The following is a 22,435-nucleotide window of genomic DNA, read 5'->3' as shown; positions in this document are numbered from 1 at the left end:
GACCTTTTGGGACAACCTCTCTTATTTAGGGGAACCAGGCCTTTTTCAGTAATTTAACAACAGTTTCGATGCAATCCTCTGGAATACTGCCAAAACCGAGTAATACATACGAATCCTCCTTTACATTATGAACAGAATCATATGTGGAGAGAGGATATAATTTAATACGTTCTTTTGCAGCTGCATGAATAAGTTCCTGTTCGTTCATCCCGTTATGAACGTGAAGTACGATATGAAGTCCAGATTGTTCACCGAGTATATGAACATTGTTTCCCATTTCATTTGTAATAGATTTAATTAAAGAAATATGTTTTCTTTTATATAACGTACGACTTCGGTTAATATGGCGCTCCCAATCACCATTTTGAATAAAGGTGGCAAAGGTAAGTTGTTGAAGCGTAGAAACTGTTTGTTTAAACATACCATTAAGTTCTTGATAAGCTCTTAACAGATGAGGTGGTAAAACGATATATCCCATTCGTAAAGAAGGCAAAAAAGATTTCGAGAAAGTTCCCATATAAATAACACGTTCATTTGAATCTAGTCCTTGTAAAGAAGGAATAGGTTTTCCTATATAACGAAATTCCCCGTCGTAATCATCTTCAATAATATATCCCTTACAATCATCCGCCCATTTTAATAACTCAAGTCTTCTAGATAACGGCATTATGATTCCAAGTGGAAATTGGTGAGATGGAGTGACATACGCTACATTGGAATCCGATTTACGTAAAGCGGAAATATGAATTCCTTTATCATCTAGAGGGATAGGGTGAACGGGAAGATTAGAACTTTGAATTATAGCAGGTATACGATGAAACCCAGGGTTTTCGATTCCGTATTCTTTTTTTGAACCAAGTAGTTGAATTATTAGCCAAAGAAGAGGTTGCGTACCTGCTCCAATAATAATTTGATCGGGTGAAGAGTGTACTCCGCGAGCATGATATAAATACTTTGAAATCTGTTCTCGTAGAATGAGCTCACCTTGAGGATCTTCTTTAGCAAATAATTCATTTTCATATTGAAATAAAGTTTCCTGTAATGCTTTTTTCCAGTTTGTTATCGGAAAAGCTTTTTGATCAATAAGCCCTTGGCTACAATCATAATCATATTGTTCGTTTTCTTTAATGTTAGTACTGTTTGACGCAAATTGCTGTTTCTTTTGAATGACATCAATATCAACTGCTACAACAAAAATCCCACGTTTTGGTTTGCTTTCTACATATCCTTCAGCTAGTAGTTGTTGATAAGCGGATTCCACTGTAATACGGCTCACATTAAGTTGCATAGCTAAATTTCTGTGAGAAGGTAGGCGTGTACCGGCAAGTAGTGACCCATGAGAGATTTCTCGTTTTATATATTGATAAATTTGTAAGTAAATGGGTGTTTTACTTTGTAATACTAATGGGATAGTCAGATCCATGTATAGACGCTCCTTTTTTAAACTGGCATTATAAAAAAGAATAGAACTGTCACTTAAGCTAAGGGCAGTTGCTTTCTATAATGATGATATAACATTTAGAAAATTTTATAAATAGTAAGGGGAGAATCATAATGCATATTAAAGAAGTAGTAACAGAAGTGGATTTACATGATGTATTTCCCGTATTACAGCAGTTAAGAACAAAACTATTAAAAGAAGAAGCGAGTTCTTTATTTCAAAAAATGAAAGAAGAAAATTATAAACTGTTTTCGCTACGTAATGAAGAGGGTGAAGTTGTGAGTCTAGCCGGTGTAGCGATTTGTACGAACTTTTATAATGAGAAACATGTTTTCGTATATGATCTTGTAACTGCGGAAGCTCACAGATCAAAAGGGTATGGTAATGTTCTACTATCATATGTAGAAAAATGGGGAGAAGAAAAAGGGTGCAGCTCTATCGTGCTTACATCTGCGTTTCCAAGAATGGATGCACATCGTTTTTATGAAAGAGAGGGCTATGATAAGGTAAGCTATTCTTTTTATAAAGCGTTATAATAATTAAGTAGGTTCCGTGTATGAAAATATATGGAATCTATTTTCTTTTTCAGATGTGAGCAAGGAACAGGTTTAGTAATATAATTTGTCGAATATTAGAAATTAACATGGGAATGTTGAATTTGGAGAAGGTTAGGGGCGTTTATACTTGGAAAAAATAAAGAAATTATCTATACCAAATGATGTAAGAGTCATCATTATTTCTGATATTCATGGAGAATTAAATCTTTTTAAGGAACTACTACATAAAGTTAACTTTCAAGATGAAGATTATTTAATTATTAATGGTGATCTTTGTGAGAAAGGAAGAGATAGCGTTGGCGTCGTAAACTATGTGATGGATTTAGTAGTTAGCAAGCCAAATGTTTATGTAGTCGAAGGGAACTGTGAAGTTGTAGTTGAAGCACTTGTAAATGAAAATCCTGCGTTAATAAATTATTTGTGTACGCGAAAGAATACAATTTTTAATGAGTGGCTAGCGCAATTGAATATTAACGTTCATGAAGAAAGTGATATTCGTGAATTGAAAACAAAATTAATGAGCCATTTTTCAAAGGAAATAAAATGGCTAACAGAATTGCCGACAGCGATTGAAACTGAGGATTATATTTTTGTACATGCTGGCCTTGAAGATAGAGAGGATTGGAAAGAGACAGAACGAAAAAATGCGATAGCAATGCCGGAGTTTTTCAATAAATCACATAGAGCACATAAATATGTAGTTGTCGGTCATTGGCCTGTTGTAAACTATTCAGACAAAGCACCGTCTAACAATCCAGTTATTGATAAGGAGAAAAAGATGATTGCGATTGATGGGGGAAATGCGATTAAAGAGGCAGGGCAATTAAACGCATTCATCATTCAGAGGGAACCAACAGGAGATATGTTTTCTTATACATATGTAGACTATTTTCCAGAATATGAAGTGATTGCAGATTTTAATGCGAGCACAGAAATGCAGGGCGGGGTTACCTATCCGTATTATTACATAGAGCTGATGGATAAGGAGCAAGAATATACAATATGTAAGCAAAAGGAAACGAATACATTACTTTCTGTGAAAAATGAATACATTAGGCAACTTGAGTCAGGTGAGTACACAGTGAAAACCGATATTTCTTGTGCACAAATAAGTGTAAGGAAAGGGGACATTGTTTCGCTCATTGATGGAAGCTGTTCAGGGTATGATTTAGTTAAAAGAGATGGAATAGAGGGCTGGATAAAGAAAGGTATTTTAGTTGAGATAGAAAAAATGAAAAAGAAAATGTTTAGCTGAAATAGGAGGTATAGAACCTCCTATTTTTTATTACCTTTTTAAATGAGTAGATTGCTTGCTGTCTTTCATAAGTAAGTAAATTGTACTCGGTAAAATGACAAGCGTCATTCCTAAAATAATTACAAGTATAGCATAACCCCTATACGGAGCAGGAACAATAAATGGAAGCGCGGATAGGAAAATGCCAGCTATTATCATTGAAATACTACAAATATTTGAAGCTCTTTTTTCAAGGTACTTATCATTCCATTCCAAAGAAACCGTTGATTTACTCGGATTAATTTTGGAACTGAAATAGCCTATTAATATAAATAGAAGTCCTAATGCTATAAATATGAAATGATCAAGGGGAAGAGTGAATCCAAGAGCGATGACAATATCAACAAAAAATAAAAATAGTAAAATTATGTTGCCAATCCAAAGGAGATATTTTTGGTTATTCGCTGCTTTAGATAAGGCTAAAAATAAAAAGAATACGAAGGAACATATAATTATATTTACGATAACAAAAGTGCTTTTATCCATTGTTGATGTAGGCGTTCCATTGAAGTCCCATTTCGTAACAATACGTAATGGTAAGAAGAAATAGAGAATAATATTTGTCGTAACAATAGTGAGAAATAAAGAAATACTAAATCGATTATTCATTGAATCACCAGCTTTCTACATGAATAATTGGTATCTTATAACAAAATTATACAATATAATAAATGATATATGTTTTGATTTTTCAGAAAAAATATTATAATTATATATGAAATAAAGAGGGATGTAGGAGGAAATTATGCAAAACGTAATAGTAAAAGGGGATAAAGTAACAATTCGTACAATTGCAGAATCAGATATAAAATCATTATGGAATCTCGTATTTAAAGAAGAAAATCCAGAATGGAAAAAATGGGATGCACCGTATTTTCCGTTTTCAATGCAAGAGTACTCATCCTATAAGGAGAAGATGCAAACTCGTTTAAAAGAAGAACCTCTATCTAATTTAATTATAGAACATAACGGTCAAATTATAGGGAAAATCGGGTTTTATTGGGAATATAAACCGACGCGTTGGTTAGAGATGGGGCTTGTTATTTATAATCCAAATTACTGGAATGGTGGTTATGGTACAGAAGCGTTAACGTTATATCGGGATTTACTATTTGAAAAGATGGAAATTGGTAGAGTAGGAATCACGACTTGGTCTGGCAATGAACGAATGATGAGAGTAGCGGAGAAAATAGGAATGACTTTAGAAGGTAGAATGCGCAAATGCCGTTATTATAACGGCACGTACTATGATTCTATTCGAATGGGAATAATTCGTGAAGAGTGGGAAGCACTATATGTAACGAAGGGATGAGTAAGTATGTATGCTATTATTGCTACATTTGATCGTGTGTTTAGTAATAAAATTATAGAATTGCAAAATGAAATAACGAATATCATTGGCACAAATCAATTAGCAGGAGTAGAACCTCATATTACTTTAGCTGATTACAATGAGTTAGATGTTCATTCATACACGGAGCAATTAGAGAAGTTTGCAGCTGTTCAAGAGAATATTGCTGAGGTAACTTTTCCTTCTGTTGGAACTTTTCCTACTAATGGAACAATCTTTCTAGCATCGACTGTTACCGATGAATTGTTAAAACTTCATTATTCTTATCATGATTATTTTAAAAATTTTCATGATAATTTAAATTCATATTATGTGCCTGGAAAATGGGTTCCGCATTGCACTATTGCAAATAAGTTACATGCAAATCAGTTTTTAAGTGTAATGGAATATATCTATCAAAAATTTGATTATGCAACAGCCTCAATTGAGAAAATAAAATTAATTAAGGTAAATTATGAAAATGGTACTGCCATTTCTTCTAGTTTATTAGCAGAATATAAGTTAAAGAGAATGGAGACAACGAGATGACATATGTAATTAGAGAAATGAAGCAAGAAGATATTCACGCTGTACAATCAGTAGCGAAAATAGCTTGGCATGATACATACGAAGGCATTATTCCGAGAAAGATTCAAGACAGTTTCTTAGACGAGGCTTATTCTGATGAAAAAATGAAATATCGTCTTGAAAATACACATTTATTCGTTGCGGAAGAAGAGGGAGAAGTTATTGGTTTTGCAAATTTCTCTCCTGTTAGACTACAAAACGAAGCAGAATTAGGCGCGATTTATTTGTTGCCAGATCAGCAAGGGAAAGGGATCGGAAGTGCCTTATTACAAAAAGGATTAACGGCATTAAAAGGAATTCGGAAATTATACATTCATGTAGAGGCAGCGAATGAAAAAGGAAAACGTTTTTATGAAGCGAAAGGTTTTGCACAATTAGAGGAATTTGAAGAAGATTTTGAAGGCCATATGATGCAGACAGTAAGGATGGTTTTATACATATAAGGAGGACCAGTAATGAAAATTTTTGATTGTAGTGAAGAAGTGAGAAAACAAATCACAGCATTTCAATCTAATTTCATAATGTTGAAAATAATAAACCATAAAGGGAATATACATATCGGTGCTATGCATTTAAAAGGGGATGGAATAATTGGATATCATGAAGCAGTTGTATCGCAACTGCTTCTTATTGTGGACGGAGAAGGATATGTATGCGGAACAGATAAAGAAAAAGTGAAGGTAGAGGCGGGACAAGCTGTGTTTTGGGAGAAGGGGGAATTTCATGAAACGAGTACGGAAAAGGGATTGATGGCAATTGTGATTGAGTCGGAGGAACTTGAGAAAGGAGTTTTAATGAAAGAAGTGGGAAAATTTGATGATAAGGGTGTGTAAGGAGAGGATTACTATGCGCAAAGTTACACAAATAGTAATCTGTGTAGCAGCAGTACTATTTATCACACTAGCTATGATAAATGGAGAAACGTGGAAAGATAAAATTGTTGTTTCGCTAGCTGTTCTTATATTTACTGGATTTTCTCTAGTATGGAACACATTTGTTATAAATCTTATGGAGAAATTCAATAGAAAAAGGAGTAAATAAATGCGACCTTTCAAGCGAATGAGAACTATATATTTAATAACAGTACCTATTATTGCATTACTCACATTATTTTTTCCACAGTCAGTAGGAGATCGTATACTTACTTTCTTTTTTGTACTTGTTTTTGGCGGATTATCAATTGGATTTACATATTTGATGAACTTTATTAGTGAAGCAAAAGATAACAGAGGATAAATAAAAAGTTTCCAGTGGGGGAGGTAGTAAAACTCAAAGGTGTAGATTTGTATAGTTTGAGAAGACGGGAAAGGAGACATAGGATGATAAAAATCGCAAGAGTAGTAATGATTATAGCAATTTTAATAGTAATCATTGCAGGACTAATAACTCCCTTTTCGTTAAAAGAAAAGGGAGTACATACACTAGGTATGGTCGTTTATGGTGCAATCGGGTTAGGTGGACTTACATTATTAGATTACATTATAAAAAAGCAAAGAAAAGAGAAATAAATAAAAATTTTACCAATTGGAAAAGTAGTTGGTGGTCTATTTGTAAAGTTAAAAAACAAGGGGAATAAGAGAATGTTAAAATTATTGAATTTATAGCAATGGCCATTGCTAGTATATTCTTTCCTTTCGATTTAAAAGGGAAAATTATTTCTTTTATTTTTATACTGGTATTGGGTACAATGTCTCTTGGGACTACAAACTTAGTAGAATACATAATTAGTAAATTTAGAGAGAATAGAAATAATTAGCTTGTTTAAGAAAGTAAGGACCTAATTTATTGTAGGTATAATTCTGTTAATTGTTAATACTGGTGAATGAAAAATTTTCTTTTCAGTTTTAGAAAGAAGTGTGAAAATAATTTGAATATGCGTAAAGGTACAAAAATATTTATATGCACTTGTGGATTAATAATGATGATACTATCAATGGTAGTACAGAACACGTGGAAAGATAAAATTATAGTTGCTTTAGTTGCAACTTTGTTTACTGTAATTTCTCTAGTGTGGAACTCTGTTGTTATTAATATTATTCAAAATTTTAATGGGAAAATAGATAAGGGCCAGTAGGATGATGAAAATCGCGAAAATTGTAATGATTATAGGAGTTGTAATTTCAATCATTGTTGGACTAGTAGGTCCATATTCAATTAAGGAAAAGGTAATATATACATGTAGTATGATTTTCTGGGGAGCTATGGGGATCGGAGCTATTACTTTAATGGATTATATTAGCAGAAGGATAAATAAATGAAACTTGGATTAATGAGCATTTCTTTTCTATAAATTGAAATGAAGAGAAATGGGTATTTATTACATTGTTCTAAATGTAGATGAATACAAATTCAGTTAATATGGCTATAAAGGTAGCTTGGACAAAGAAAAAGGAGTAACTAAATGTTAAAACAAGGAAGAATTATAATTGTTATTGGCACATTAGTAACACTCATCGCGAGTTTTATAGTGCCAGCAGACAATAAAACAAGATTAATAAATGTACTTGTAGTATTTTTATTCGGTGTAATTGCTGTGGGGTCTTCAGTTCTTTTGGATCGAATTTATTAAAAGATACATAAAAAGTGAAATAAATGAAATTTTTTTTCGATTTGAGGAGTAGTGAAACTGGAGGAATTAAAACAATTTTGATGGTTATTGGTAGAATGGTCGAATCGGCACATAAATGAAATTTTGATTATGTTGACAGCCAAACTAGCAATAGAAGTTCCGGTTAATAAGTAAGAAGTTGAATAAAATCTATTCTTATATTAGATTTTACTGTAGTTATAGGAGACCATGATGTGATAGCAAAGGGAGAAGTAGGACTAGGTACAGCTGGTTTTAAAGCGCAATTAGGTGCAGAGACAGGTGCGTACTTTGGAGAAGCATTTGGACTTGGAGGATTTATAAAAGTCGAAAAAACAAAGGAGGAAAGTTGAGATGGATCCAATTAAAGCGGGGAAATATATTACATATGTTGCAGTTGTGATACTTCTTATATTTTCTATGTTATTGCCATATAGCCTACCTAAAAAGATTGCACTTATTATTTTTGTTTTAGTTTTAGGAGCCATTTCCTTGGGAGCGAATAAAGTAGTAGGACGAATATATATAAAATTCAAACAAAAATAAAGTTTGGTATAAGGTAGGAGTAATCCAATAATAATACGGAATTTACTTGAAGTTTTTTTGCAAGAAAAAATTTTTTTCAGCAATTTAATTATTCATAGGATTTAATTCAAATGTTGTTTTAGAATCCATTTTCAAATTTTTAAAGAAAATGGATTAGAACTATTACAGATGCTTAAAAAAGGAGAAATAAACAAATGAAACTATTACCAATTGGAACAGTCGTTAAAATAGAAGATATAGAACAAATTGTAATGATTATTGGAAGAATGGTCATATCAGCAGATAAACGTGATTTTGATTATGTGGGTGTTCCTTACCCAATAGGCTATCTAGGGGATGAAAAAGTATTATGTTTTAATCACGATAAGATTGTAGAGGAAATGCATAGAGGGTATATGACTGAGAGTGAAATAGTTCTACGCGAGAAATTATTAGAATTATAGATTAGTTGGAAAATACGATAGGGGAAAATAATGAGAATCCTTGTAATCATTGGCATACTTATCCCGCCGATACTGCTGTGGAGTGTTCCGGATACTCCTCTAAATGATAAACTATTGTTTACAGGTATACAACTAACTGTTGGATTCATCGCAGTAGTAGCGTTAGAGATTATATTTAAAAATCGAAAAAAGAAGAGGAAAAAATAGAGATAGACTGTATGGAATAACAGCTGAAAATATGTAACATGTATTATTAATCGTTTTACTTGGGAGGTGACCTACTGGTGACCTCTTTTAACGTTACTCTCATGGTAATGGAGGGTTCATTTTTTCTTTGGAAGAGAGGAGAAAATTTATGCTTAAACAAGGAAAAATTATGATTATTATTGGCACAATGGTACTTGTTATTGCAGGGTGGTTTTTCCCATTTAATTTATGGCAGAAACTATTTTTCAGTATTGGTATGATTGGTATTGGGATGTTGGTGTATGGAAGTTCAGTATTATTTAATCGTTTAGCTAAAAAAATTACAAATAGAAATGAATAAACACCTAGGAATTTTGTATTGATTGGGAAATGATAATAATAAACTTTCCATAAGAGTTGGAGAGAGCTGTACTTTAATAAGTAAGTAGCGAACATTATCTTATGGTTTTGAAATTAAAGGATATTTTTTGAAAGTGAAGTGTTATATATTACCGCTAGTGATAAGTATGTGAATGTATGTTAATTTAATGAAAAAGCCGCCTATTACAGGCGGTCATTTTGTAATATATGTAATATTATTTAATGATTATTTTTTTTCGCTTATTAATTTTGTATGCTCATTTAAATAAATATCTATTAGATTTCTTAATGTAATAGTTTCTATTTCAAGAGGGATTTCGATTTCATCTTCATCATACTTATTAAATATAACTGTTGTATCTCTTCGAACATCTGCCCCAAAAATATTCGCACTTATTTTTGCGTGATGACTTTTTTTGTTTAAAACTTTATCTACAGTTTCTGCTATCCAATCACCGAATGTGGATACCTCCACATTTAAAAAAGCTTCTAAAGTATCGAATTCTTTTTGTAGTCTAATAACTAAGCTACCTGTACTAAGTAATTCGAATTTGTAATCCATATTATTTTCTCCTTCAAAAAATTAATTTTATCGATTTTGTCTTGGAAATGCAGAAATAATTTTACCATTAATAAGATGTAGGGTGAAATATGGATAACGATAAACATTGTTAAGAGTGAATGGTATCAACAACCGTATTGAACAAAAACATTCCTCATTATACGTCTCAAACCTCTAAAGTATCGTAATTCAGCGAACAAAGTTTTTTTATCGATACATCGTCCACATCCCAATATCTTTAAAACCTAATCGTTTATAAATTCGTCCAGCAGTTGGATTGTTATAAAACAGGCAAAGTGTTCGGCCTTCATTTGTAAAGTCCTCAATCATTTTTTGTAATATAAGCGAAGCATATCCGCTCCCGCGATAATTCGGATGTGTACATACGCCAATTACCATAGCAGATAATGAATTTTCAGCAGATGTAGAGGCGGATGCAATAATAGTGCCGTCTTTTTCAATATAATACGTACGTCCTGTATTTGTTTCGAGAGTTTGTCTTAATATTTTCTCTGATTCATTAGCAGTTGGGAATTCAGTGATGTTACTTCGTAATTGCATAATTCGCTCTACATCATCTAGTGTGGCAAGTTTAATGGCTTCTTGGGCAGGCGTACTAGGTAAGTTGTCGGCATCTAGACATTCACAAAAATACATTTCATTTTTAGTACCTAGTTGTATACTTGAAACGGTTTCAAATTGTTCAACAATAGTTGACTTACCAGAGAGTTTCAGCGGCTTATATGCGGAAAGAAGTACCTCATAGTCAGTTACTACAAACTCTTCTTTACTATATGGTATAAACGAATCGTGAAAGCGAAGTAAAATCGATTGTAATGTTCCATTCTCTTTAAATACTCCCCATAGCTCTTGAAAATCTGTATCATAACCGAAAGCTTCAATATCTCCAATAATAAATAAGTTAAGGGCTGCTTCTTCCTTTAGGTAAGCGAATACTTGTTCATGATCCTTCTTTGTTAATTTTCTCATCATAATGAATCTACCTCTTTTTTTATTTTTCTAAATATTACAACTTAAGTTTTTTACAATCAATATAAAATTTTATGTTTAGTTCACAAACTTTCGGAAAAACTAGGAAAGATATGACAAAGGAGGTTATGAACGGTGGATCATCCAATTCAAGGTTTAATGAAAGCAGCAATGGAAAATTTAAAAGAAATGGTCGATGTAAACACGATTGTTGGAGAGCCTGTTCAAACGGCTGACGGTGGTGTGGTGTTAACGGTTTCTAAAGTAGCGTTCGGGTTTGGAGCAGGAGGTTCTGATTTCCAAACGAATGATGGACAAAGAGCGAACGGTAACCCTGCATTTGGTGGCGGTAGCGCGGGTGGTGTTTCTATTACACCAGTGGCATTTCTTGTAGTGAATAAAGATGGAGTAAATATTCTTCATTTACAAAATGCGACACATTTAGCAGAAAAAATGATTGAATTAGCTCCACAAACAATTGATAAGATTCAATCGATGTTCCAAAAAGATGAAAAGAAAGAGGGAAATCATCATCCTCAAAACCCAGATGAAATCCTTTAAAAACGCCTGCTTACGAGCAGGCGTTTTTTCTTGTAATCACTATGTAATAAAACACATGAAATTGTAAATAGTTTTTGAAGTTTTTTCTATGTTTCTAAAATTTTTCATGTTAAAATATGCTATAGAATTGAAACATATAAAACGAAGGTGGCTAGGTGCTTTGTCTGGAGGATCTGACCAAGTAAAGAATATGATATATATTAATGGTAATCGTCGAGGTCATTGTTTTATTACATCAGGAATTACGTTTAAAGAGTTTGCAAGTAACATCCCTTCACCGCTTCATCAAGTGTTGCTTTTAAAGCATAATTTTGAATGGACAGATTTTCATTATCATACTTTATTTGAATATGTTGAGGAAGAAAATATACATAAGTTAATTCAAGCAGAGATTGATGAATTTGATGAATTTTGTTGGGTAGATTTTGATGATGCAAGCGATTTAGATGAACTAGAGCCAAAAGAAATTGCAGAGCTTTTATATTTGGCTCACAAAAAGGAACCACTTGCAAGAACATTCTTTCCGCTATTGAAAAATAGATTTGTTTATTTTTCACATGATGACGGATGGTACAACAAAGTGTATTATCGTAGAATTGCTGACTTTGTAGGGATGCTAAGTAAAGTTATTCCTTATAAGCTTGGTGCTTTCGGTAAGAAGCGTTTTTCTTTCTTCCAAAAATCAAAAATTTTCCCAGCAATTTCAAAAGAAGTGATCATGGGGCTCATTCCGTTAATGGAAGATGGTCTTTACATTGATCTCGCAGGGAAAATAGAGTCAAGAAGGGGTCTTGAAATTCCGGTATATGTAGTGGGTTCGTTTGAAAGTACGGATGAGGTACTAGATAATATCGATGAATTGAAAGAAGAAGCAACAGAGACCGGTTGGCTTATTTTTGATAAGAAAGAACAAGAATGGCAATGGGTTGTGGACTAAGAAAACTTGGCGCATGAAGTCAAGTTTTCTTGTCATTTGAAAGGAGTACAAATGAAGAAATATTATACAATTGTGGGTATTATAAGTATTATTCTCGTGGCAATATTACTTATAACTTGTCCGAAAGAATCAGATTTTAAATTGTATCTGGAAGATAAGTATGCATTGAAATGTGACGAGAGTAGTTTTGAATGCACACAAAATGTAGATGGTAAAAAAGAAAAACTAAAATTTGAAAGCACAGATGCACGAAATGGTGTATTCTTTATGAATGTAAAGCAAACATTTAAAACTGAAGCTGGTGTTACGAAAGAATATAGCGGAGTAGGAATGTTTGGTACATTTCTTTTTGTTTCAGAGAAGACTTTCTAGTAATAGAAGGTCTTTTTCTTATGCTTATGTTCATATAGATGAAGTAAGACAAGCATAGGAGGGGTATTGATGAAGAACACATGTATTGTTTGCGGCGGTGAGGAGTTTTTTTCTTCTACATTATATGCACGTACGAAACAAGACTGGGCATATACGCCAAACATGTACCGTTTTGAAAAGGTGTTTATTGAGCATAGGGATGAAGAAAATTATCCAGTGTTTCAAGAAATTACAGCGAAGCATTGCTGTGGATGCGGTCATATTATGTTGTATCACGAATGAACACACCAAGTATAACTTGGTGTGTTTTTTTAAAACGCTGACAAAGCAAGCGGATAAAGTAAAGTAAATAAAACAGAAAAACTACCAAAACCAATTGCTGTATATCCAAGTGTTCTTGCTCCAAAATTGACAGCTAATAAGCCAACTAAAATTGCAAGGGAACCGAGTGTAACTGGATAAAATGCAATTGAGAAAAGCGAAAGAAATAAAGCGACATAACCTATCATTGCACCGGTATTTGTACCTTCTATTTCATTTGTAATTTCTTTACGCTTATGTCTAATTGGTATGCCAGCTGGTGATATTTCAGCTGCATACTCTTCGTTTTTTTCACCACTTTTAAAATGATGATTTCTCTTTCTTCGCATGTACATCCCTCTCTTTCAATTGGGTGTACCTATAGTATCTTTCATAAAGAGAAGAACATGAGTATGAGTTAAACCCAAGTAAAGCAAAAATTGGAGAATAAAGATTCCATCGTTAGCATGTACATCTCCTAATGAAGATAAACAGGAATTTTGGAAAATGGTGTAGAATGAAATGAGTGATAAACCGTGAAGGTAGGGGAATACATGACGAAATTTAATTGGCATGAATCAGCAGAGAAGAAATGGGATAGTAGTGCAGAGTTTTGGAATCAAAATAGTCAGGAGATGTGGGATAGTGGGAGTAGGAGTACGATTATTCCATTTTTTGAACAATACGTGAAGAAAGAAGCCAAGGTGCTTGACGTTGGTTGTGGAGATGGATACGGTACATATAAATTAAGTCGCGCGGGCTATAAAGCAGTTGGAGTAGATTTATCAGAAGTGATGATTCAAAAAGGGAAGGAGCGCGGAGAGGGACCGGATTTATCCTTTATAAAAGGAGATCTTTCTTCCTTACCGTTCGAAAATGAACAATTTGAATCAATTATGGCAATTAATTCTTTAGAATGGACCGAGGAGCCATTACAAGCATTAAATGAGATAAAGCGTGTTTTAAAAAGCGATGGGTATGCATGTATTGCAATTTTAGGACCGACAGCAAAGCCGCGAGAGAACAGTTATCCTCGTTTATACGGCAAAGACGTTGTTTGTAATACGATGATGCCTTGGGAATTTGAACAGTTAGCGAAAGAACAAGGTTTTGAAGTTGTAGATGGAATCGGTGTATATAAGCGCGGAGTAAATGAGAAGATGTTAGGTCAACTCCCTACAGAGTTACAACAATCGTTAACATTCTTATGGGTATTTATGTTAAAAAACGTATAAAGAACTGAAAGAATTTTTAGGAGGTAAATAAGTGCAGAAAATACAAAAAACTGATACAATATCATCAGAACCAATTAAAGGGGGACTAGGGTATATGACAACTACTACAACAGTTAAATCCGACATTGAAATCGCACAAGAAGCAAGTATGAAGAAGATTCAAGAAATTGCAGCTGAATTAAATATTTTAGAAGATGAATTAGAGCCATACGGGCATTATAAAGGTAAGTTATCTCTTGATATTTTTAAGCGCTTACAGAATGAGAAAGACGGTAAAGTTGTTTTAGTAACAGCGATTAACCCAACTCCAGCTGGAGAAGGTAAATCAACAGTAACAGTTGGTTTAGGTCAAGCTTTTAATAAAATTGGTAAGAAAACAGTAATTGCACTTCGCGAACCATCTCTTGGACCAACGATGGGACTAAAAGGCGGAGCAGCAGGCGGTGGTTTTTCACAGGTTGTACCTATGGAAGACATTAACCTTCACTTTACTGGAGATATCCATGCGATCACAACTGCTAATAATGCGTTAGCGGCGTTTATTGATAATCATATCCAACAAGGAAACAGACTTGGAATTGATACGCGTAAAATCGTTTGGAAACGATGTGTTGACTTAAATGATCGTGCCCTTCGTAACGTAGTAATTGGTCTTGGTGGACCCGTTCAAGGTGTACCACGTGAAGACGGTTTTGACATTACAGTAGCATCTGAAATTATGGCCGTATTTTGCCTTGCAACAGATATTCAAGATTTAAAAGCGCGTCTATCTCGCATCGTAGTTGCTTATAATTTTGCAAATCAACCTGTAACGGTTAAAGATTTAGGTGTAGAAGGTGCGTTAACATTATTATTAAAAGACGCATTAAAACCAAACTTAGTACAAACGTTAGAGAATACACCAGCTATCATTCACGGTGGACCATTTGCGAATATCGCTCATGGTTGTAACAGTGTTATCGCTACAACAATGGCAGCAAAATTAGGTGATTATGTTATTACAGAAGCTGGATTCGGTGCTGATTTAGGTGCAGAGAAGTTTTTAGATATTAAAGCTCGTGCAGCTGGCATTAAACCAGAAGCAGTTGTTATTGTTGCGACTATTCGTGCGCTTAAAATGCATGGCGGCGTAGCAAAAGATCAATTAAAAGAAGAAAATGTAGACGCATTAGCAAAAGGTATGGAAAACTTACAGAAGCATGTTGAAACAATTCAAAGCTTCGGTGTACCTTTCGTAATTGCAATTAATAAATTTATTACAGATACAGATGCAGAAGTTGCATACTTACAAGAGTGGTGCAATGAGCGTGGCTATGCAGTATCCTTAACGGAAGTTTGGGAGAAAGGTGGCCAAGGCGGAGTTGACCTTGCTGAAAAAGTATTAAAAGAAATCGAAAAAGGTGAGAACAACTACGCACCACTTTATGAATTAGAGTTACCATTAGAAGAAAAAATCCGTACAATTGCTCAAAAAGTGTACGGTGCAAAAGATATTGAATTTGCTCCGAAAGCACGTAAGCAATTAGCTCAATATGAAGGAGAAGGATGGAGTAACCTACCAATTTGTATGGCGAAAACACAATATTCTCTTTCTGACGATGCAACGAAATTAGGTCGTCCATCTGACTTTATCGTTACAATTCGTGAGTTGAAACCATCTATCGGTGCAGGATTTATCGTTGCGTTAACAGGAACAATGTTAACAATGCCAGGCCTTCCAAAACAGCCAGCAGCACTACAAATGGACGTAAATGAAGATGGAAAAGCAGTAGGTTTATTCTAAAAGGTTGTAATTCATCTCGTTTATCTGTAAACTATATATACATCAAGTGGCGCCTTTCCATCGAAAGGCGCCTGTTTTTTGGAGGAAATTATGTTTGATCCAACTGCTTTTGATAATTTAAAAGTAATCGTAGAAGGTGCTGTTTATGATTTTGATTTACATGGAGATATTCTTGTAACAGATCGAAAAGATATGATGGACCTTGCTTCATTAAGTCGTATATATCATATTTCATTTCAATTAACAGAACCATTCGAACCGTTAGTAGAAGCAACATTCTCACTATCTGTAGATGCAAAGAACTTGTCTGGTGAAATATTAGAAGTACCACAATTTACACCAGGTTGTGAAATGAAATTAGCATTTTCATTCCCGATAGAAAAACCAGAAGTGATGTGCGAAGAAATTGAAACTTTCATGCATTCTATATGGGGAAAAGAAAGAATGATTACGCAAAAACTTTCATACGAATATAATAAGCAAGCGATTTCATATCATAATAAGGTAGAGGTTCTATTTCAAAAAGCGATTACAGAAGACCATGTTGATGATTTAATAGCTGTTATTTCACACATGATAGAAACGGTGCGAACAATACAACATTTTCTTCAAAAATAGAGATAAAGGAGAAAAACAAATGATAAAAGATATGCAACCATTTTTACAACAAGCTTGGGAGAAGGCTGGTTTTAAAGAGTTAACTGAAATTCAAAAACAAGCGATTCCAACTATTTTAGAAGGACAAGACGTTATAGCTGAATCTCCAACTGGAACAGGAAAAACATTAGCGTACTTATTACCCCTTTTACATAAAATTAATCCTGAAATAAAACAGCCACAAGTTGTTGTTCTAGCGCCAACACGTGAGCTTGTCATGCAAATTCACGAAGAGGTTCAAAAGTTTACAGCAGGAACTGAAATTTCAGGTGCATCTTTAATTGGTGGTGCAGATATTAAGCGCCAAGTTGAAAAATTAAAGAAACACCCAAGAGTGATTGTCGGTTCACCAGGCCGTATTTTAGAATTAATTCGCATGAAGAAGCTAAAGATGCATGAAGTGAAAACAATTGTATTTGATGAGTTTGATCAAATTGTAAAACAAAAGATGATGGGCGCTGTACAAGATGTAATTAAATCTACAATGCGCGACCGTCAATTAGTATTCTTCTCGGCAACAATGACAAAAGCTGCAGAAGACGCAGCACGTGATTTAGCAGTTGAACCACAATTAGTACGTGTAACTCGCGCTGAGTCAAAAAGCTTAGTTGAACATACGTACATCATCTGTGAGCGACGCGAAAAAAATGATTACGTAAGAAGAATTATGCATATGGGCGATGTAAAAGCAGTTGCTTTCTTAAATGACCCATTCCGTTTAGATGAAATTACAGAGAAGTTAAAATTCCGTAAAATGAAAGCAGCAGCTCTTCATGCAGAAGCAAGTAAGCAAGAGCGTGAAGCAACGATGCGTGCTTTCCGCGGCGGGAAATTAGAAATTCTACTTGCTACTGATATTGCGGCACGCGGTATTGATATTGATGATTTAACACACGTAATTCACTTAGAATTACCAGACACAGTAGACCAATATATCCACCGCTCAGGACGTACTGGACGTATGGGGAAAGAAGGAACTGTTGTATCTCTTGTAACTCCACAAGAAGAGCGTAAATTACTGCAATTTGCGAAAAAACTAGGTATCGTATTTACGAAGCAAGAAATGTTCAAAGGATCGTTTGTAGAAACGAAACCGAAAGCACCAAAGAAAAAGAAACCAGTATTTACTGGGAAGAAGAAGCCTAGATAATGTGAAACTTTAATCAGTGGGGATTCCCCACTGATTATTAGCCTTTAGCAATCGGACGTTTACGGGTAGTTAATCTCCTACCTAACTTCTTTGCTCTAGCCGAATTTTGAGGTGGGAGTCTTACTACCTATAAATAGCGGGATAAATGATAAGGAAGACGTAACTAATTGTAGTTACGTCTTTTTTGTTTGAGTTAATATGCTCATTTTAGGTAATTAAATATTTCTTTTTAAAAATATAAAAAGTTTATTCACTAACCTAAATTTTTTCTAAGTCAATGCAAGGATTTATTAGTATAATTAATAATGTATTCCATTTTATGGATTAACTATATTGATATATGGGCTATGTTTTAGAGTATTTGTCTTTCTTAGCTTGATAGCGATGAGATAGGCCAACAAAAGCGAATTTCGTACGTTATGAAAGTTCCATAAATGATTCTTAAAAATAACAAATTGGATATATATGTTAAGATAGTGAAGTGATTATAAGGAAATATACTTAAGTAAGCTGTCAAATTAGCGAAGGAAAAAATGAAAATTAGGGGAAGAGTTATGACATATAAATTGGAAGAAATGCAAGAGGAAGCAAAAAGCATTATAGGTCAAGTCACTGATATTTATCAATATCATACAGGGGGGATTTTATTGGCTAAATTGTTCACGGTTCAGTAGTAAAGGGTGGTATTATTCCTGGATTAAGTGATATTGATTTTCATCTTTATTTGAAGGAAACTGCTTTTGAAAAACAAGGGGTACTACCATTGGAATTATACTTGGAAATTCATCGTGATTTAAGCAAGATTGATACAAACCCATTTAATTATATTCAATGTGAAGCATTAGCAGATAAATTACCAGAAGGATTTGTTGGTCCAGTACCTGGTGCTTATCAAATTGTAGCTGGAAGGTTGCCGGTCAAGGAAGCAACAAATGAGCAATTGAAGCAGTCAGCAATAAAAGCATTAAATAATATAATTGTTGTACCAAAGTATTTTTCTACTCTTTTGGACCATGGAAAAGAGCGATTAGATAGAGTTGTTCGTTTAATCAGTACAGAAGTTTCTCCAACAATATATCATGTCTTATCCTATGTACATCATGATGCAATTGAAGTATGGCAAATGCCAAAAAATAAGGCAATACATTTTTTGCCAGAGGACGAGATGAAAAATATAGCAATCCAGTTTTATGAATGCACTAAAAAATATTACTCTGATGAAAGTTCGGTAGCTGATGCTTTAGATACGGTATATAATGGGGCGAAGTTTTTTGAAAGTGTTAAACTTTGGTTTGAAAACCAAAAGTGATTACGTAAAAACTAGTTAAAGGTAAATTATTATTTAATAAACGAGTGCATTAGTAAAACAAGTCAATCAAAAAAATTGTTTCCTTTTCATATAGGAAATCGGCTGTTTCTTTATAAAATTTTGTTTAGCTTACGAAATTCGTGTTTTGTTGGCGGGACCTCATATTAAAATAACGGCTGTTTTAGTTGAACAACATTTGAACAACTTTATTATCACTTTACATTCTGATGGATATTCTTGAAAAGGGAGTAATGTTGTATGAAATCAATAAATGTAAATGGGAATATATATTATATTGAATCTATTCCTTTTGAAGATAAGAGTGAGCAGGATGAAGAGGGATACTACGAATATTTTTACAAAGGAGTCAATTTATCGTTTCAATCTGACAAGGAAGTAATTAAAGCCCGAATTTATGACGAAGAAGAAATGGTATATTTTTTAAAAAATCCAATTCTTGCTTTTGGTAAAGATTTTGAAGCGATAAAGGTATATATAATTAAAGAATATAATGTAAATAAATTTAAGATTCCAGGTGGAGAAAAAGCTTTTATAGAGTTATAGCCATAGTCGACCTTTAACTTTACCAGGATTTATTAAATACAAAAGGTAAGTAGTTATATGATTCGTGAAGCTGAACCAAAGGATGGTAATACAATTGAAAATCTATATTAAAAAATTGGTTGTTCTCCAAAATGACAGAAAAGATCTGAATGATTATAAAGTGATAAAAAATTTGTTTAGGGGGTACTTCATAAACGTAGACTGATAGCGGTAGGGTACAGCCACATTATTGCTACTAAACAAAAGATAACTTTTTAATGACTAGCGATTTATAAGTATTCAACTGAATGAAAAAGGAATAATGATAGTATCTGTAGAAAGCTACATAGAATATAGAAACCATTAGGGGGAAATGAAATGATTCATAAGGTCGGACAAATTATGCTGTATGTAAACAATCAAGATGAGGCAGTCAATTTTTGGACGGAAAAGGTAGGGTTTCATGTAGTAGCAGAGGAAGATAATAAGCAAGGAATGAGATGGATTGAAATCGCTCCAAAAAGCGGTGCAGAAACGAGCATTATATTACATAATAAAGAAGTGATTTCTAAGATGAGCCCAGAATTAAATCTTGGTACACCATCTTTAATGTTCTTCTCAGAAAATCTTGATCAATTATATACAGATTTAACAAATAAAAATGTTACTGTTGGTGAAATGGTAACTATGCCTTCTGGTAGAGTATTTAACTTTGCTGATAGCGAAGGGAATTATTTTGCGGTTATGGAAAAGAACAAATAATAATATTACTATGTGAAAATCCCCCTCAAATATATTGAGGGGGATTACATGTTTGAAGTGGATTTTTCATTAGAGAGTTGATTAATATAAAATACGCCTTTTTCAATAGCTGTCTCAATATAACCAATGATTTGATTAAACGTAAATACTTGTAAGTCTTCATGCAAATTTTGCTCCGGATACAACATATCCTCAAAAAGATACTTTCGAAAAGAAAAAACGTTTTCTTTAGAAACTTCTTCAATATCCATAATGTGAGCCTCTTGGTTGAGAAGAGAGAAAAGCTGTTGTTCTGTATTGTAATGATGAAGCAACTTTGCATTTAACAATTTAAAATCGTTATAGTACATAGGTGCGATCGTTTCGTCATTTTCGATTCTATTTTTTAGCCAAGGTAGAAAAAAGCCGCTTAGCCAATTGTCATCGGCAATGAGATGGGTGTAATAGCCTAAGAGAAAAGGGGAATCCATATGAGCTTTATATTTTTGAAAAAAAGAATTGAAATCTATCCTTCTCGTATAGTTTTTCGTTGTACCAGCGTAAAAGTGTGAAGTTCCTTTTTCTTCTGCTGAATGAACCGCATCAGGGGCTACACCGCCAAGTATGAAAGAAGTTTTATCTTGCATATATAGTTTTTCAGCAATCTTGATAGCGATAATAGCATGCATAATTCGTGATCCCATGAATGACACCTCGGTTTCAAGTATTCATTTCAGGAAGAGGACTGGACAGTTAGTATTACTTTCCCTGTACTTTTTCTACTTTCGACCCATTCATGTGCTTTCCCTGCATCTTGAAGCGGAAAAGATTTAGTAGCCTTAATTTGCAAACTTCCGTCACGTAAATAACGGAAAACTTCATTTGCAGTTTCTTGGAGTAGTTCAGGACGTTTTTTTCGTGTAGTACCAAAGCTAAAACCGAGTATAGAGCGGCAACTTGCGTGTAAATCTTTCGTTTGAAAGTTACCAATTTTACCGCTTGCATTTCCGAAATGAACGAGGCGACCATAATAAGCTAGACATTTTAAACTTTTTTCAGAAACCGTTCCAGAAATAGAATCTAAAATTACATCGACTCCTTCACAGTTTGTCAGCTCATTGACTTTCTCTACAAAATCCTCATCTTGATGACAAATAACATAATCAGCTCCAGCATCTAAAGCGATTTTACTTTTCGCTTCATTTCCAACAGTACCGATAACAGTTCCAGCTCCTAATCGTTTTGCAAGTTGAATAGCTGTTGTACCAATTCCGCCAGCCGCTGCATGAATGAGTACAGACTCGCCTTGTTGAAGTCGTGCAACATTTGCAAGTAAATTATAACTTGTAAAAGATACGATTGGACAAGCAGCTGCAGTTTGGAAATTAACTTCATCAGGTAATACGAAAGTAAGATTTTCATTTGAAACAACGTATTCTGCGTAAGAGCCATTTTGAGGAAAAGCAATGACACGTTGTCCAGAATAAATATTTTTCACATGAGAACCGACTCGTTCTACAATACCAGCGACATCTATCCCTGGAATAAAAGGTAGTGCTTTATTTCCTTTTTTACCATAACGGGATTTAATATCAGCGAAATTTACACTAGTAGCAACAACGCGAATCAAAACTTGATCTTCTGAAATAGCCGGCACATCCACATCTGTATATTTCATTACTTCAGGACCACCGAACGACGTTACAATGATAGCTTTCATCATATATCCTCCTAAATTTGACTATATAACTCATCTTAAATCGTCATTAGAAATTGGAAAATTATATAATAGTTATGCGACTTTATAAGTGAAGCTTATGTACATATTGAATCATTATATTAATCTATATAAAAAACTTTAAAAAAATCGAACGAAATAGTAATTACTTGCCAATATATACTGTAGGACAAAGGAGGAATGGTATGTAAATGAAAAGGTGCG

Annotated in this window: 34 protein-coding genes; 27 read left to right on the top strand and 7 right to left on the bottom strand. The window is 33.8% G+C overall.

Annotated elements, in window-relative coordinates; all coding sequences use genetic code 11:
- Positions 1-25: 25 nt before the first annotated feature.
- Positions 26-1,423, bottom strand: coding sequence for a MocR-like pyridoxine biosynthesis transcription factor PdxR (gene pdxR, locus COL05_RS13805; RefSeq protein ID WP_098669026.1), 1,398 nt, complete (start codon positions 1,421-1,423; stop codon positions 26-28).
- A 131-nt stretch (positions 1,424-1,554) separates the two neighbouring features.
- On the opposite strand from pdxR, the gene COL05_RS13800 reads away from it, so the two are divergent.
- Entirely contained in the window at positions 1,555-1,977 is a 423-nt protein-coding gene (locus COL05_RS13800) for a GNAT family N-acetyltransferase (protein WP_098669025.1), read from the top strand.
- Between the two features lie 148 nt (positions 1,978-2,125).
- Positions 2,126-3,253, top strand: coding sequence for a metallophosphoesterase (locus tag COL05_RS13795; RefSeq protein WP_098669024.1), 1,128 nt, complete (start codon positions 2,126-2,128; stop codon positions 3,251-3,253).
- Between the two features lie 30 nt (positions 3,254-3,283).
- Here COL05_RS13795 and COL05_RS13790 read toward each other — a convergent pair whose 3' ends face one another.
- The gene (locus tag COL05_RS13790; protein ID WP_098669023.1) at positions 3,284-3,901 is read right to left on the bottom strand and encodes a DUF1648 domain-containing protein; all 618 of its coding nucleotides are present in this window, start codon (positions 3,899-3,901) and stop codon (positions 3,284-3,286) included.
- A 136-nt stretch (positions 3,902-4,037) separates the two neighbouring features.
- Between COL05_RS13790 and COL05_RS13785 the strand changes: the two genes are divergently transcribed.
- From COL05_RS13785 to COL05_RS13710, 14 genes are all read left to right on the top strand, one after another.
- Complete coding sequence (locus COL05_RS13785; RefSeq protein WP_098669022.1) at positions 4,038-4,604, top strand: GNAT family N-acetyltransferase; 567 nt, start codon at positions 4,038-4,040, stop codon at positions 4,602-4,604.
- A gap of 6 nt (positions 4,605-4,610) precedes the next feature.
- Positions 4,611-5,171: a 2'-5' RNA ligase family protein gene (locus COL05_RS13780; protein WP_098669021.1), complete on the top strand. Its 561-nt coding sequence runs from the start codon at positions 4,611-4,613 to the stop codon at positions 5,169-5,171.
- Positions 5,168-5,653 (top strand): GNAT family N-acetyltransferase, encoded by a 486-nt coding sequence (locus tag COL05_RS13775; protein ID WP_098669020.1) that lies wholly within the window; start codon positions 5,168-5,170, stop codon positions 5,651-5,653. Before COL05_RS13780 ends, COL05_RS13775 begins: the two co-directional genes overlap by 4 nt.
- Before the next feature lie 12 nt (positions 5,654-5,665).
- Positions 5,666-6,043, top strand: a complete 378-nt coding sequence (locus COL05_RS13770; RefSeq protein ID WP_098669019.1) for a cupin domain-containing protein — start codon at positions 5,666-5,668, stop codon at positions 6,041-6,043.
- Between the two features lie 13 nt (positions 6,044-6,056).
- Positions 6,057-6,251 carry a hypothetical protein gene (locus COL05_RS13765; RefSeq protein WP_098669018.1) on the top strand — a complete coding sequence of 65 codons (195 nt, stop codon included), beginning with the start codon at positions 6,057-6,059 and terminating at the stop codon, positions 6,249-6,251.
- The gene (locus COL05_RS13760; protein WP_098669017.1) at positions 6,252-6,446 is read left to right on the top strand and encodes a hypothetical protein; all 195 of its coding nucleotides are present in this window, start codon (positions 6,252-6,254) and stop codon (positions 6,444-6,446) included.
- Between the two features lie 83 nt (positions 6,447-6,529).
- Entirely contained in the window at positions 6,530-6,718 is a 189-nt protein-coding gene (locus tag COL05_RS13755) for a hypothetical protein (protein ID WP_000589991.1), read from the top strand.
- A 570-nt stretch (positions 6,719-7,288) separates the two neighbouring features.
- Entirely contained in the window at positions 7,289-7,468 is a 180-nt protein-coding gene (locus COL05_RS13745; protein ID WP_373605321.1) for a hypothetical protein, read from the top strand.
- A 143-nt stretch (positions 7,469-7,611) separates the two neighbouring features.
- Positions 7,612-7,779: a hypothetical protein gene (locus COL05_RS31375; protein ID WP_098669014.1), complete on the top strand. Its 168-nt coding sequence runs from the start codon at positions 7,612-7,614 to the stop codon at positions 7,777-7,779.
- Between the two features lie 233 nt (positions 7,780-8,012).
- Positions 8,013-8,150, top strand: coding sequence for a hypothetical protein (locus tag COL05_RS31875; RefSeq protein WP_257152570.1), 138 nt, complete (start codon positions 8,013-8,015; stop codon positions 8,148-8,150).
- A 1-nt stretch (position 8,151) separates the two neighbouring features.
- On the top strand, positions 8,152-8,343 hold the full coding sequence (locus tag COL05_RS13725) for a hypothetical protein (protein WP_098669013.1): 192 nt from the start codon (positions 8,152-8,154) through the stop codon (positions 8,341-8,343).
- Between the two features lie 194 nt (positions 8,344-8,537).
- Entirely contained in the window at positions 8,538-8,786 is a 249-nt protein-coding gene (locus COL05_RS13720) for a DUF4176 domain-containing protein (RefSeq protein ID WP_000771614.1), read from the top strand.
- 30 nt (positions 8,787-8,816) lie between these two features.
- On the top strand, positions 8,817-8,993 hold the full coding sequence (locus COL05_RS31370; protein WP_098669012.1) for a hypothetical protein: 177 nt from the start codon (positions 8,817-8,819) through the stop codon (positions 8,991-8,993).
- Positions 8,994-9,141: 148 nt separating this feature from the next.
- On the top strand, positions 9,142-9,333 hold the full coding sequence (locus COL05_RS13710) for a hypothetical protein (protein WP_098669011.1): 192 nt from the start codon (positions 9,142-9,144) through the stop codon (positions 9,331-9,333).
- Positions 9,334-9,579: 246 nt separating this feature from the next.
- On the opposite strand, the gene COL05_RS13705 is transcribed toward COL05_RS13710, so the two are convergent.
- Both COL05_RS13705 and COL05_RS13700 read right to left on the bottom strand, forming a co-directional pair.
- Entirely contained in the window at positions 9,580-9,915 is a 336-nt protein-coding gene (locus tag COL05_RS13705) for a hypothetical protein (RefSeq protein WP_098669010.1), read from the bottom strand.
- A gap of 207 nt (positions 9,916-10,122) precedes the next feature.
- Complete coding sequence (locus COL05_RS13700) at positions 10,123-10,908, bottom strand: GNAT family N-acetyltransferase (protein WP_098669009.1); 786 nt, start codon at positions 10,906-10,908, stop codon at positions 10,123-10,125.
- Positions 10,909-11,040: 132 nt separating this feature from the next.
- Between COL05_RS13700 and ytfJ the strand changes: the two genes are divergently transcribed.
- The 4 genes from ytfJ to COL05_RS13680 all read left to right on the top strand — a co-directional run bounded on the left by ytfJ (position 11,041) and on the right by COL05_RS13680 (position 13,057).
- Positions 11,041-11,466 (top strand): GerW family sporulation protein, encoded by a 426-nt coding sequence (gene ytfJ / locus COL05_RS13695; RefSeq protein ID WP_000349987.1) that lies wholly within the window; start codon positions 11,041-11,043, stop codon positions 11,464-11,466.
- A gap of 160 nt (positions 11,467-11,626) precedes the next feature.
- Positions 11,627-12,403, top strand: coding sequence for an oxalate:formate antiporter (locus COL05_RS13690; RefSeq protein ID WP_142337482.1), 777 nt, complete (start codon positions 11,627-11,629; stop codon positions 12,401-12,403).
- Positions 12,404-12,454: 51 nt separating this feature from the next.
- Complete coding sequence (locus COL05_RS13685) at positions 12,455-12,775, top strand: hypothetical protein (RefSeq protein ID WP_098669008.1); 321 nt, start codon at positions 12,455-12,457, stop codon at positions 12,773-12,775.
- Between the two features lie 69 nt (positions 12,776-12,844).
- Entirely contained in the window at positions 12,845-13,057 is a 213-nt protein-coding gene (locus COL05_RS13680; RefSeq protein WP_142337480.1) for a hypothetical protein, read from the top strand.
- Positions 13,058-13,086: 29 nt separating this feature from the next.
- On the opposite strand, the gene COL05_RS13675 is transcribed toward COL05_RS13680, so the two are convergent.
- Positions 13,087-13,425, bottom strand: coding sequence for a hypothetical protein (locus COL05_RS13675; RefSeq protein ID WP_001253204.1), 339 nt, complete (start codon positions 13,423-13,425; stop codon positions 13,087-13,089).
- 204 nt (positions 13,426-13,629) lie between these two features.
- On the opposite strand from COL05_RS13675, the gene COL05_RS13670 reads away from it, so the two are divergent.
- The 7 genes from COL05_RS13670 to COL05_RS13640 all read left to right on the top strand — a co-directional run bounded on the left by COL05_RS13670 (position 13,630) and on the right by COL05_RS13640 (position 20,514).
- A complete protein-coding gene (locus tag COL05_RS13670; RefSeq protein ID WP_097844664.1) occupies positions 13,630-14,310 on the top strand; it encodes a class I SAM-dependent methyltransferase in 681 nt (226 codons plus the stop codon).
- 94 nt (positions 14,311-14,404) lie between these two features.
- On the top strand, positions 14,405-16,093 hold the full coding sequence (locus COL05_RS13665) for a formate--tetrahydrofolate ligase (RefSeq protein ID WP_098669027.1): 1,689 nt from the start codon (positions 14,405-14,407) through the stop codon (positions 16,091-16,093).
- A 90-nt stretch (positions 16,094-16,183) separates the two neighbouring features.
- Positions 16,184-16,711, top strand: coding sequence for a hypothetical protein (locus tag COL05_RS13660; RefSeq protein WP_000460208.1), 528 nt, complete (start codon positions 16,184-16,186; stop codon positions 16,709-16,711).
- A gap of 19 nt (positions 16,712-16,730) precedes the next feature.
- Positions 16,731-17,900: a DEAD/DEAH box helicase gene (locus tag COL05_RS13655; RefSeq protein WP_098669006.1), complete on the top strand. Its 1,170-nt coding sequence runs from the start codon at positions 16,731-16,733 to the stop codon at positions 17,898-17,900.
- A 763-nt stretch (positions 17,901-18,663) separates the two neighbouring features.
- Positions 18,664-19,209 (top strand): hypothetical protein, encoded by a 546-nt coding sequence (locus COL05_RS13650; protein WP_098669005.1) that lies wholly within the window; start codon positions 18,664-18,666, stop codon positions 19,207-19,209.
- 258 nt (positions 19,210-19,467) lie between these two features.
- A complete protein-coding gene (locus COL05_RS13645; RefSeq protein ID WP_098669004.1) occupies positions 19,468-19,773 on the top strand; it encodes a hypothetical protein in 306 nt (101 codons plus the stop codon).
- Positions 19,774-20,130: 357 nt separating this feature from the next.
- The gene (locus COL05_RS13640; protein WP_098669003.1) at positions 20,131-20,514 is read left to right on the top strand and encodes a VOC family protein; all 384 of its coding nucleotides are present in this window, start codon (positions 20,131-20,133) and stop codon (positions 20,512-20,514) included.
- A gap of 44 nt (positions 20,515-20,558) precedes the next feature.
- Here the strand turns inward: COL05_RS13640 and COL05_RS13635 are convergent, their stop codons facing one another.
- Positions 20,559-21,197: a zinc dependent phospholipase C family protein gene (locus tag COL05_RS13635; RefSeq protein ID WP_098669002.1), complete on the bottom strand. Its 639-nt coding sequence runs from the start codon at positions 21,195-21,197 to the stop codon at positions 20,559-20,561.
- A 29-nt stretch (positions 21,198-21,226) separates the two neighbouring features.
- Complete coding sequence (locus tag COL05_RS13630; RefSeq protein ID WP_098669001.1) at positions 21,227-22,213, bottom strand: quinone oxidoreductase family protein; 987 nt, start codon at positions 22,211-22,213, stop codon at positions 21,227-21,229.
- Positions 22,214-22,435: the final 222 nt, after the last annotated feature.

Origin of the sequence: Bacillus sp. AFS059628 (assembly GCF_002571225.1) — a bacterium.
In the GTDB taxonomy this organism is placed as follows: Bacteria; Bacillota; Bacilli; order Bacillales; family Bacillaceae_G; genus Bacillus_A.
Note: the sequence above shows the minus strand (reverse complement) of the source record. Positions and strands in the feature narration are given on the sequence as shown.

Excerpts from the sequence above, each read along its gene's own strand:
- COL05_RS13675 (WP_001253204.1), bottom strand. The coding sequence starts at position 13,425 with ATGCGAAGAAAGAGAAATCATCATTTTAAAAGTGGTGAAAAAAACGAA.
- pdxR (WP_098669026.1), bottom strand. The coding sequence starts at position 1,423 with ATGGATCTGACTATCCCATTAGTATTACAAAGTAAAACACCCATTTAC.
- COL05_RS13785 (WP_098669022.1), top strand. The coding sequence starts at position 4,038 with ATGCAAAACGTAATAGTAAAAGGGGATAAAGTAACAATTCGTACAATT.
- COL05_RS13720 (WP_000771614.1), top strand. The coding sequence starts at position 8,538 with ATGAAACTATTACCAATTGGAACAGTCGTTAAAATAGAAGATATAGAA.
- COL05_RS31370 (WP_098669012.1), top strand. The coding sequence starts at position 8,817 with ATGAGAATCCTTGTAATCATTGGCATACTTATCCCGCCGATACTGCTG.
- COL05_RS13640 (WP_098669003.1), top strand. The coding sequence starts at position 20,131 with ATGATTCATAAGGTCGGACAAATTATGCTGTATGTAAACAATCAAGAT.
- COL05_RS13800 (WP_098669025.1), top strand. The coding sequence starts at position 1,555 with ATGCATATTAAAGAAGTAGTAACAGAAGTGGATTTACATGATGTATTT.
- COL05_RS13765 (WP_098669018.1), top strand. The coding sequence starts at position 6,057 with ATGCGCAAAGTTACACAAATAGTAATCTGTGTAGCAGCAGTACTATTT.
- COL05_RS13660 (WP_000460208.1), top strand. The coding sequence starts at position 16,184 with ATGTTTGATCCAACTGCTTTTGATAATTTAAAAGTAATCGTAGAAGGT.
- COL05_RS13710 (WP_098669011.1), top strand. The coding sequence starts at position 9,142 with ATGCTTAAACAAGGAAAAATTATGATTATTATTGGCACAATGGTACTT.
- COL05_RS13685 (WP_098669008.1), top strand. The coding sequence starts at position 12,455 with ATGAAGAAATATTATACAATTGTGGGTATTATAAGTATTATTCTCGTG.
- COL05_RS13770 (WP_098669019.1), top strand. The coding sequence starts at position 5,666 with ATGAAAATTTTTGATTGTAGTGAAGAAGTGAGAAAACAAATCACAGCA.
- COL05_RS31375 (WP_098669014.1), top strand. The coding sequence starts at position 7,612 with ATGTTAAAACAAGGAAGAATTATAATTGTTATTGGCACATTAGTAACA.
- COL05_RS13705 (WP_098669010.1), bottom strand. The coding sequence starts at position 9,915 with ATGGATTACAAATTCGAATTACTTAGTACAGGTAGCTTAGTTATTAGA.
- COL05_RS13790 (WP_098669023.1), bottom strand. The coding sequence starts at position 3,901 with ATGAATAATCGATTTAGTATTTCTTTATTTCTCACTATTGTTACGACA.
- COL05_RS13755 (WP_000589991.1), top strand. The coding sequence starts at position 6,530 with ATGATAAAAATCGCAAGAGTAGTAATGATTATAGCAATTTTAATAGTA.
- COL05_RS13635 (WP_098669002.1), bottom strand. The coding sequence starts at position 21,197 with ATGGGATCACGAATTATGCATGCTATTATCGCTATCAAGATTGCTGAA.
- COL05_RS13760 (WP_098669017.1), top strand. The coding sequence starts at position 6,252 with ATGCGACCTTTCAAGCGAATGAGAACTATATATTTAATAACAGTACCT.
- COL05_RS13670 (WP_097844664.1), top strand. The coding sequence starts at position 13,630 with ATGACGAAATTTAATTGGCATGAATCAGCAGAGAAGAAATGGGATAGT.
- COL05_RS13630 (WP_098669001.1), bottom strand. The coding sequence starts at position 22,213 with ATGAAAGCTATCATTGTAACGTCGTTCGGTGGTCCTGAAGTAATGAAA.
- COL05_RS13700 (WP_098669009.1), bottom strand. The coding sequence starts at position 10,908 with ATGATGAGAAAATTAACAAAGAAGGATCATGAACAAGTATTCGCTTAC.
- COL05_RS13725 (WP_098669013.1), top strand. The coding sequence starts at position 8,152 with ATGGATCCAATTAAAGCGGGGAAATATATTACATATGTTGCAGTTGTG.
- COL05_RS13775 (WP_098669020.1), top strand. The coding sequence starts at position 5,168 with ATGACATATGTAATTAGAGAAATGAAGCAAGAAGATATTCACGCTGTA.
- COL05_RS13645 (WP_098669004.1), top strand. The coding sequence starts at position 19,468 with ATGAAATCAATAAATGTAAATGGGAATATATATTATATTGAATCTATT.
- COL05_RS13745 (WP_373605321.1), top strand. The coding sequence starts at position 7,289 with ATGAAAATCGCGAAAATTGTAATGATTATAGGAGTTGTAATTTCAATC.
- COL05_RS13665 (WP_098669027.1), top strand. The coding sequence starts at position 14,405 with ATGACAACTACTACAACAGTTAAATCCGACATTGAAATCGCACAAGAA.
- COL05_RS13655 (WP_098669006.1), top strand. The coding sequence starts at position 16,731 with ATGATAAAAGATATGCAACCATTTTTACAACAAGCTTGGGAGAAGGCT.
- COL05_RS13680 (WP_142337480.1), top strand. The coding sequence starts at position 12,845 with ATGAAGAACACATGTATTGTTTGCGGCGGTGAGGAGTTTTTTTCTTCT.
- COL05_RS13780 (WP_098669021.1), top strand. The coding sequence starts at position 4,611 with ATGTATGCTATTATTGCTACATTTGATCGTGTGTTTAGTAATAAAATT.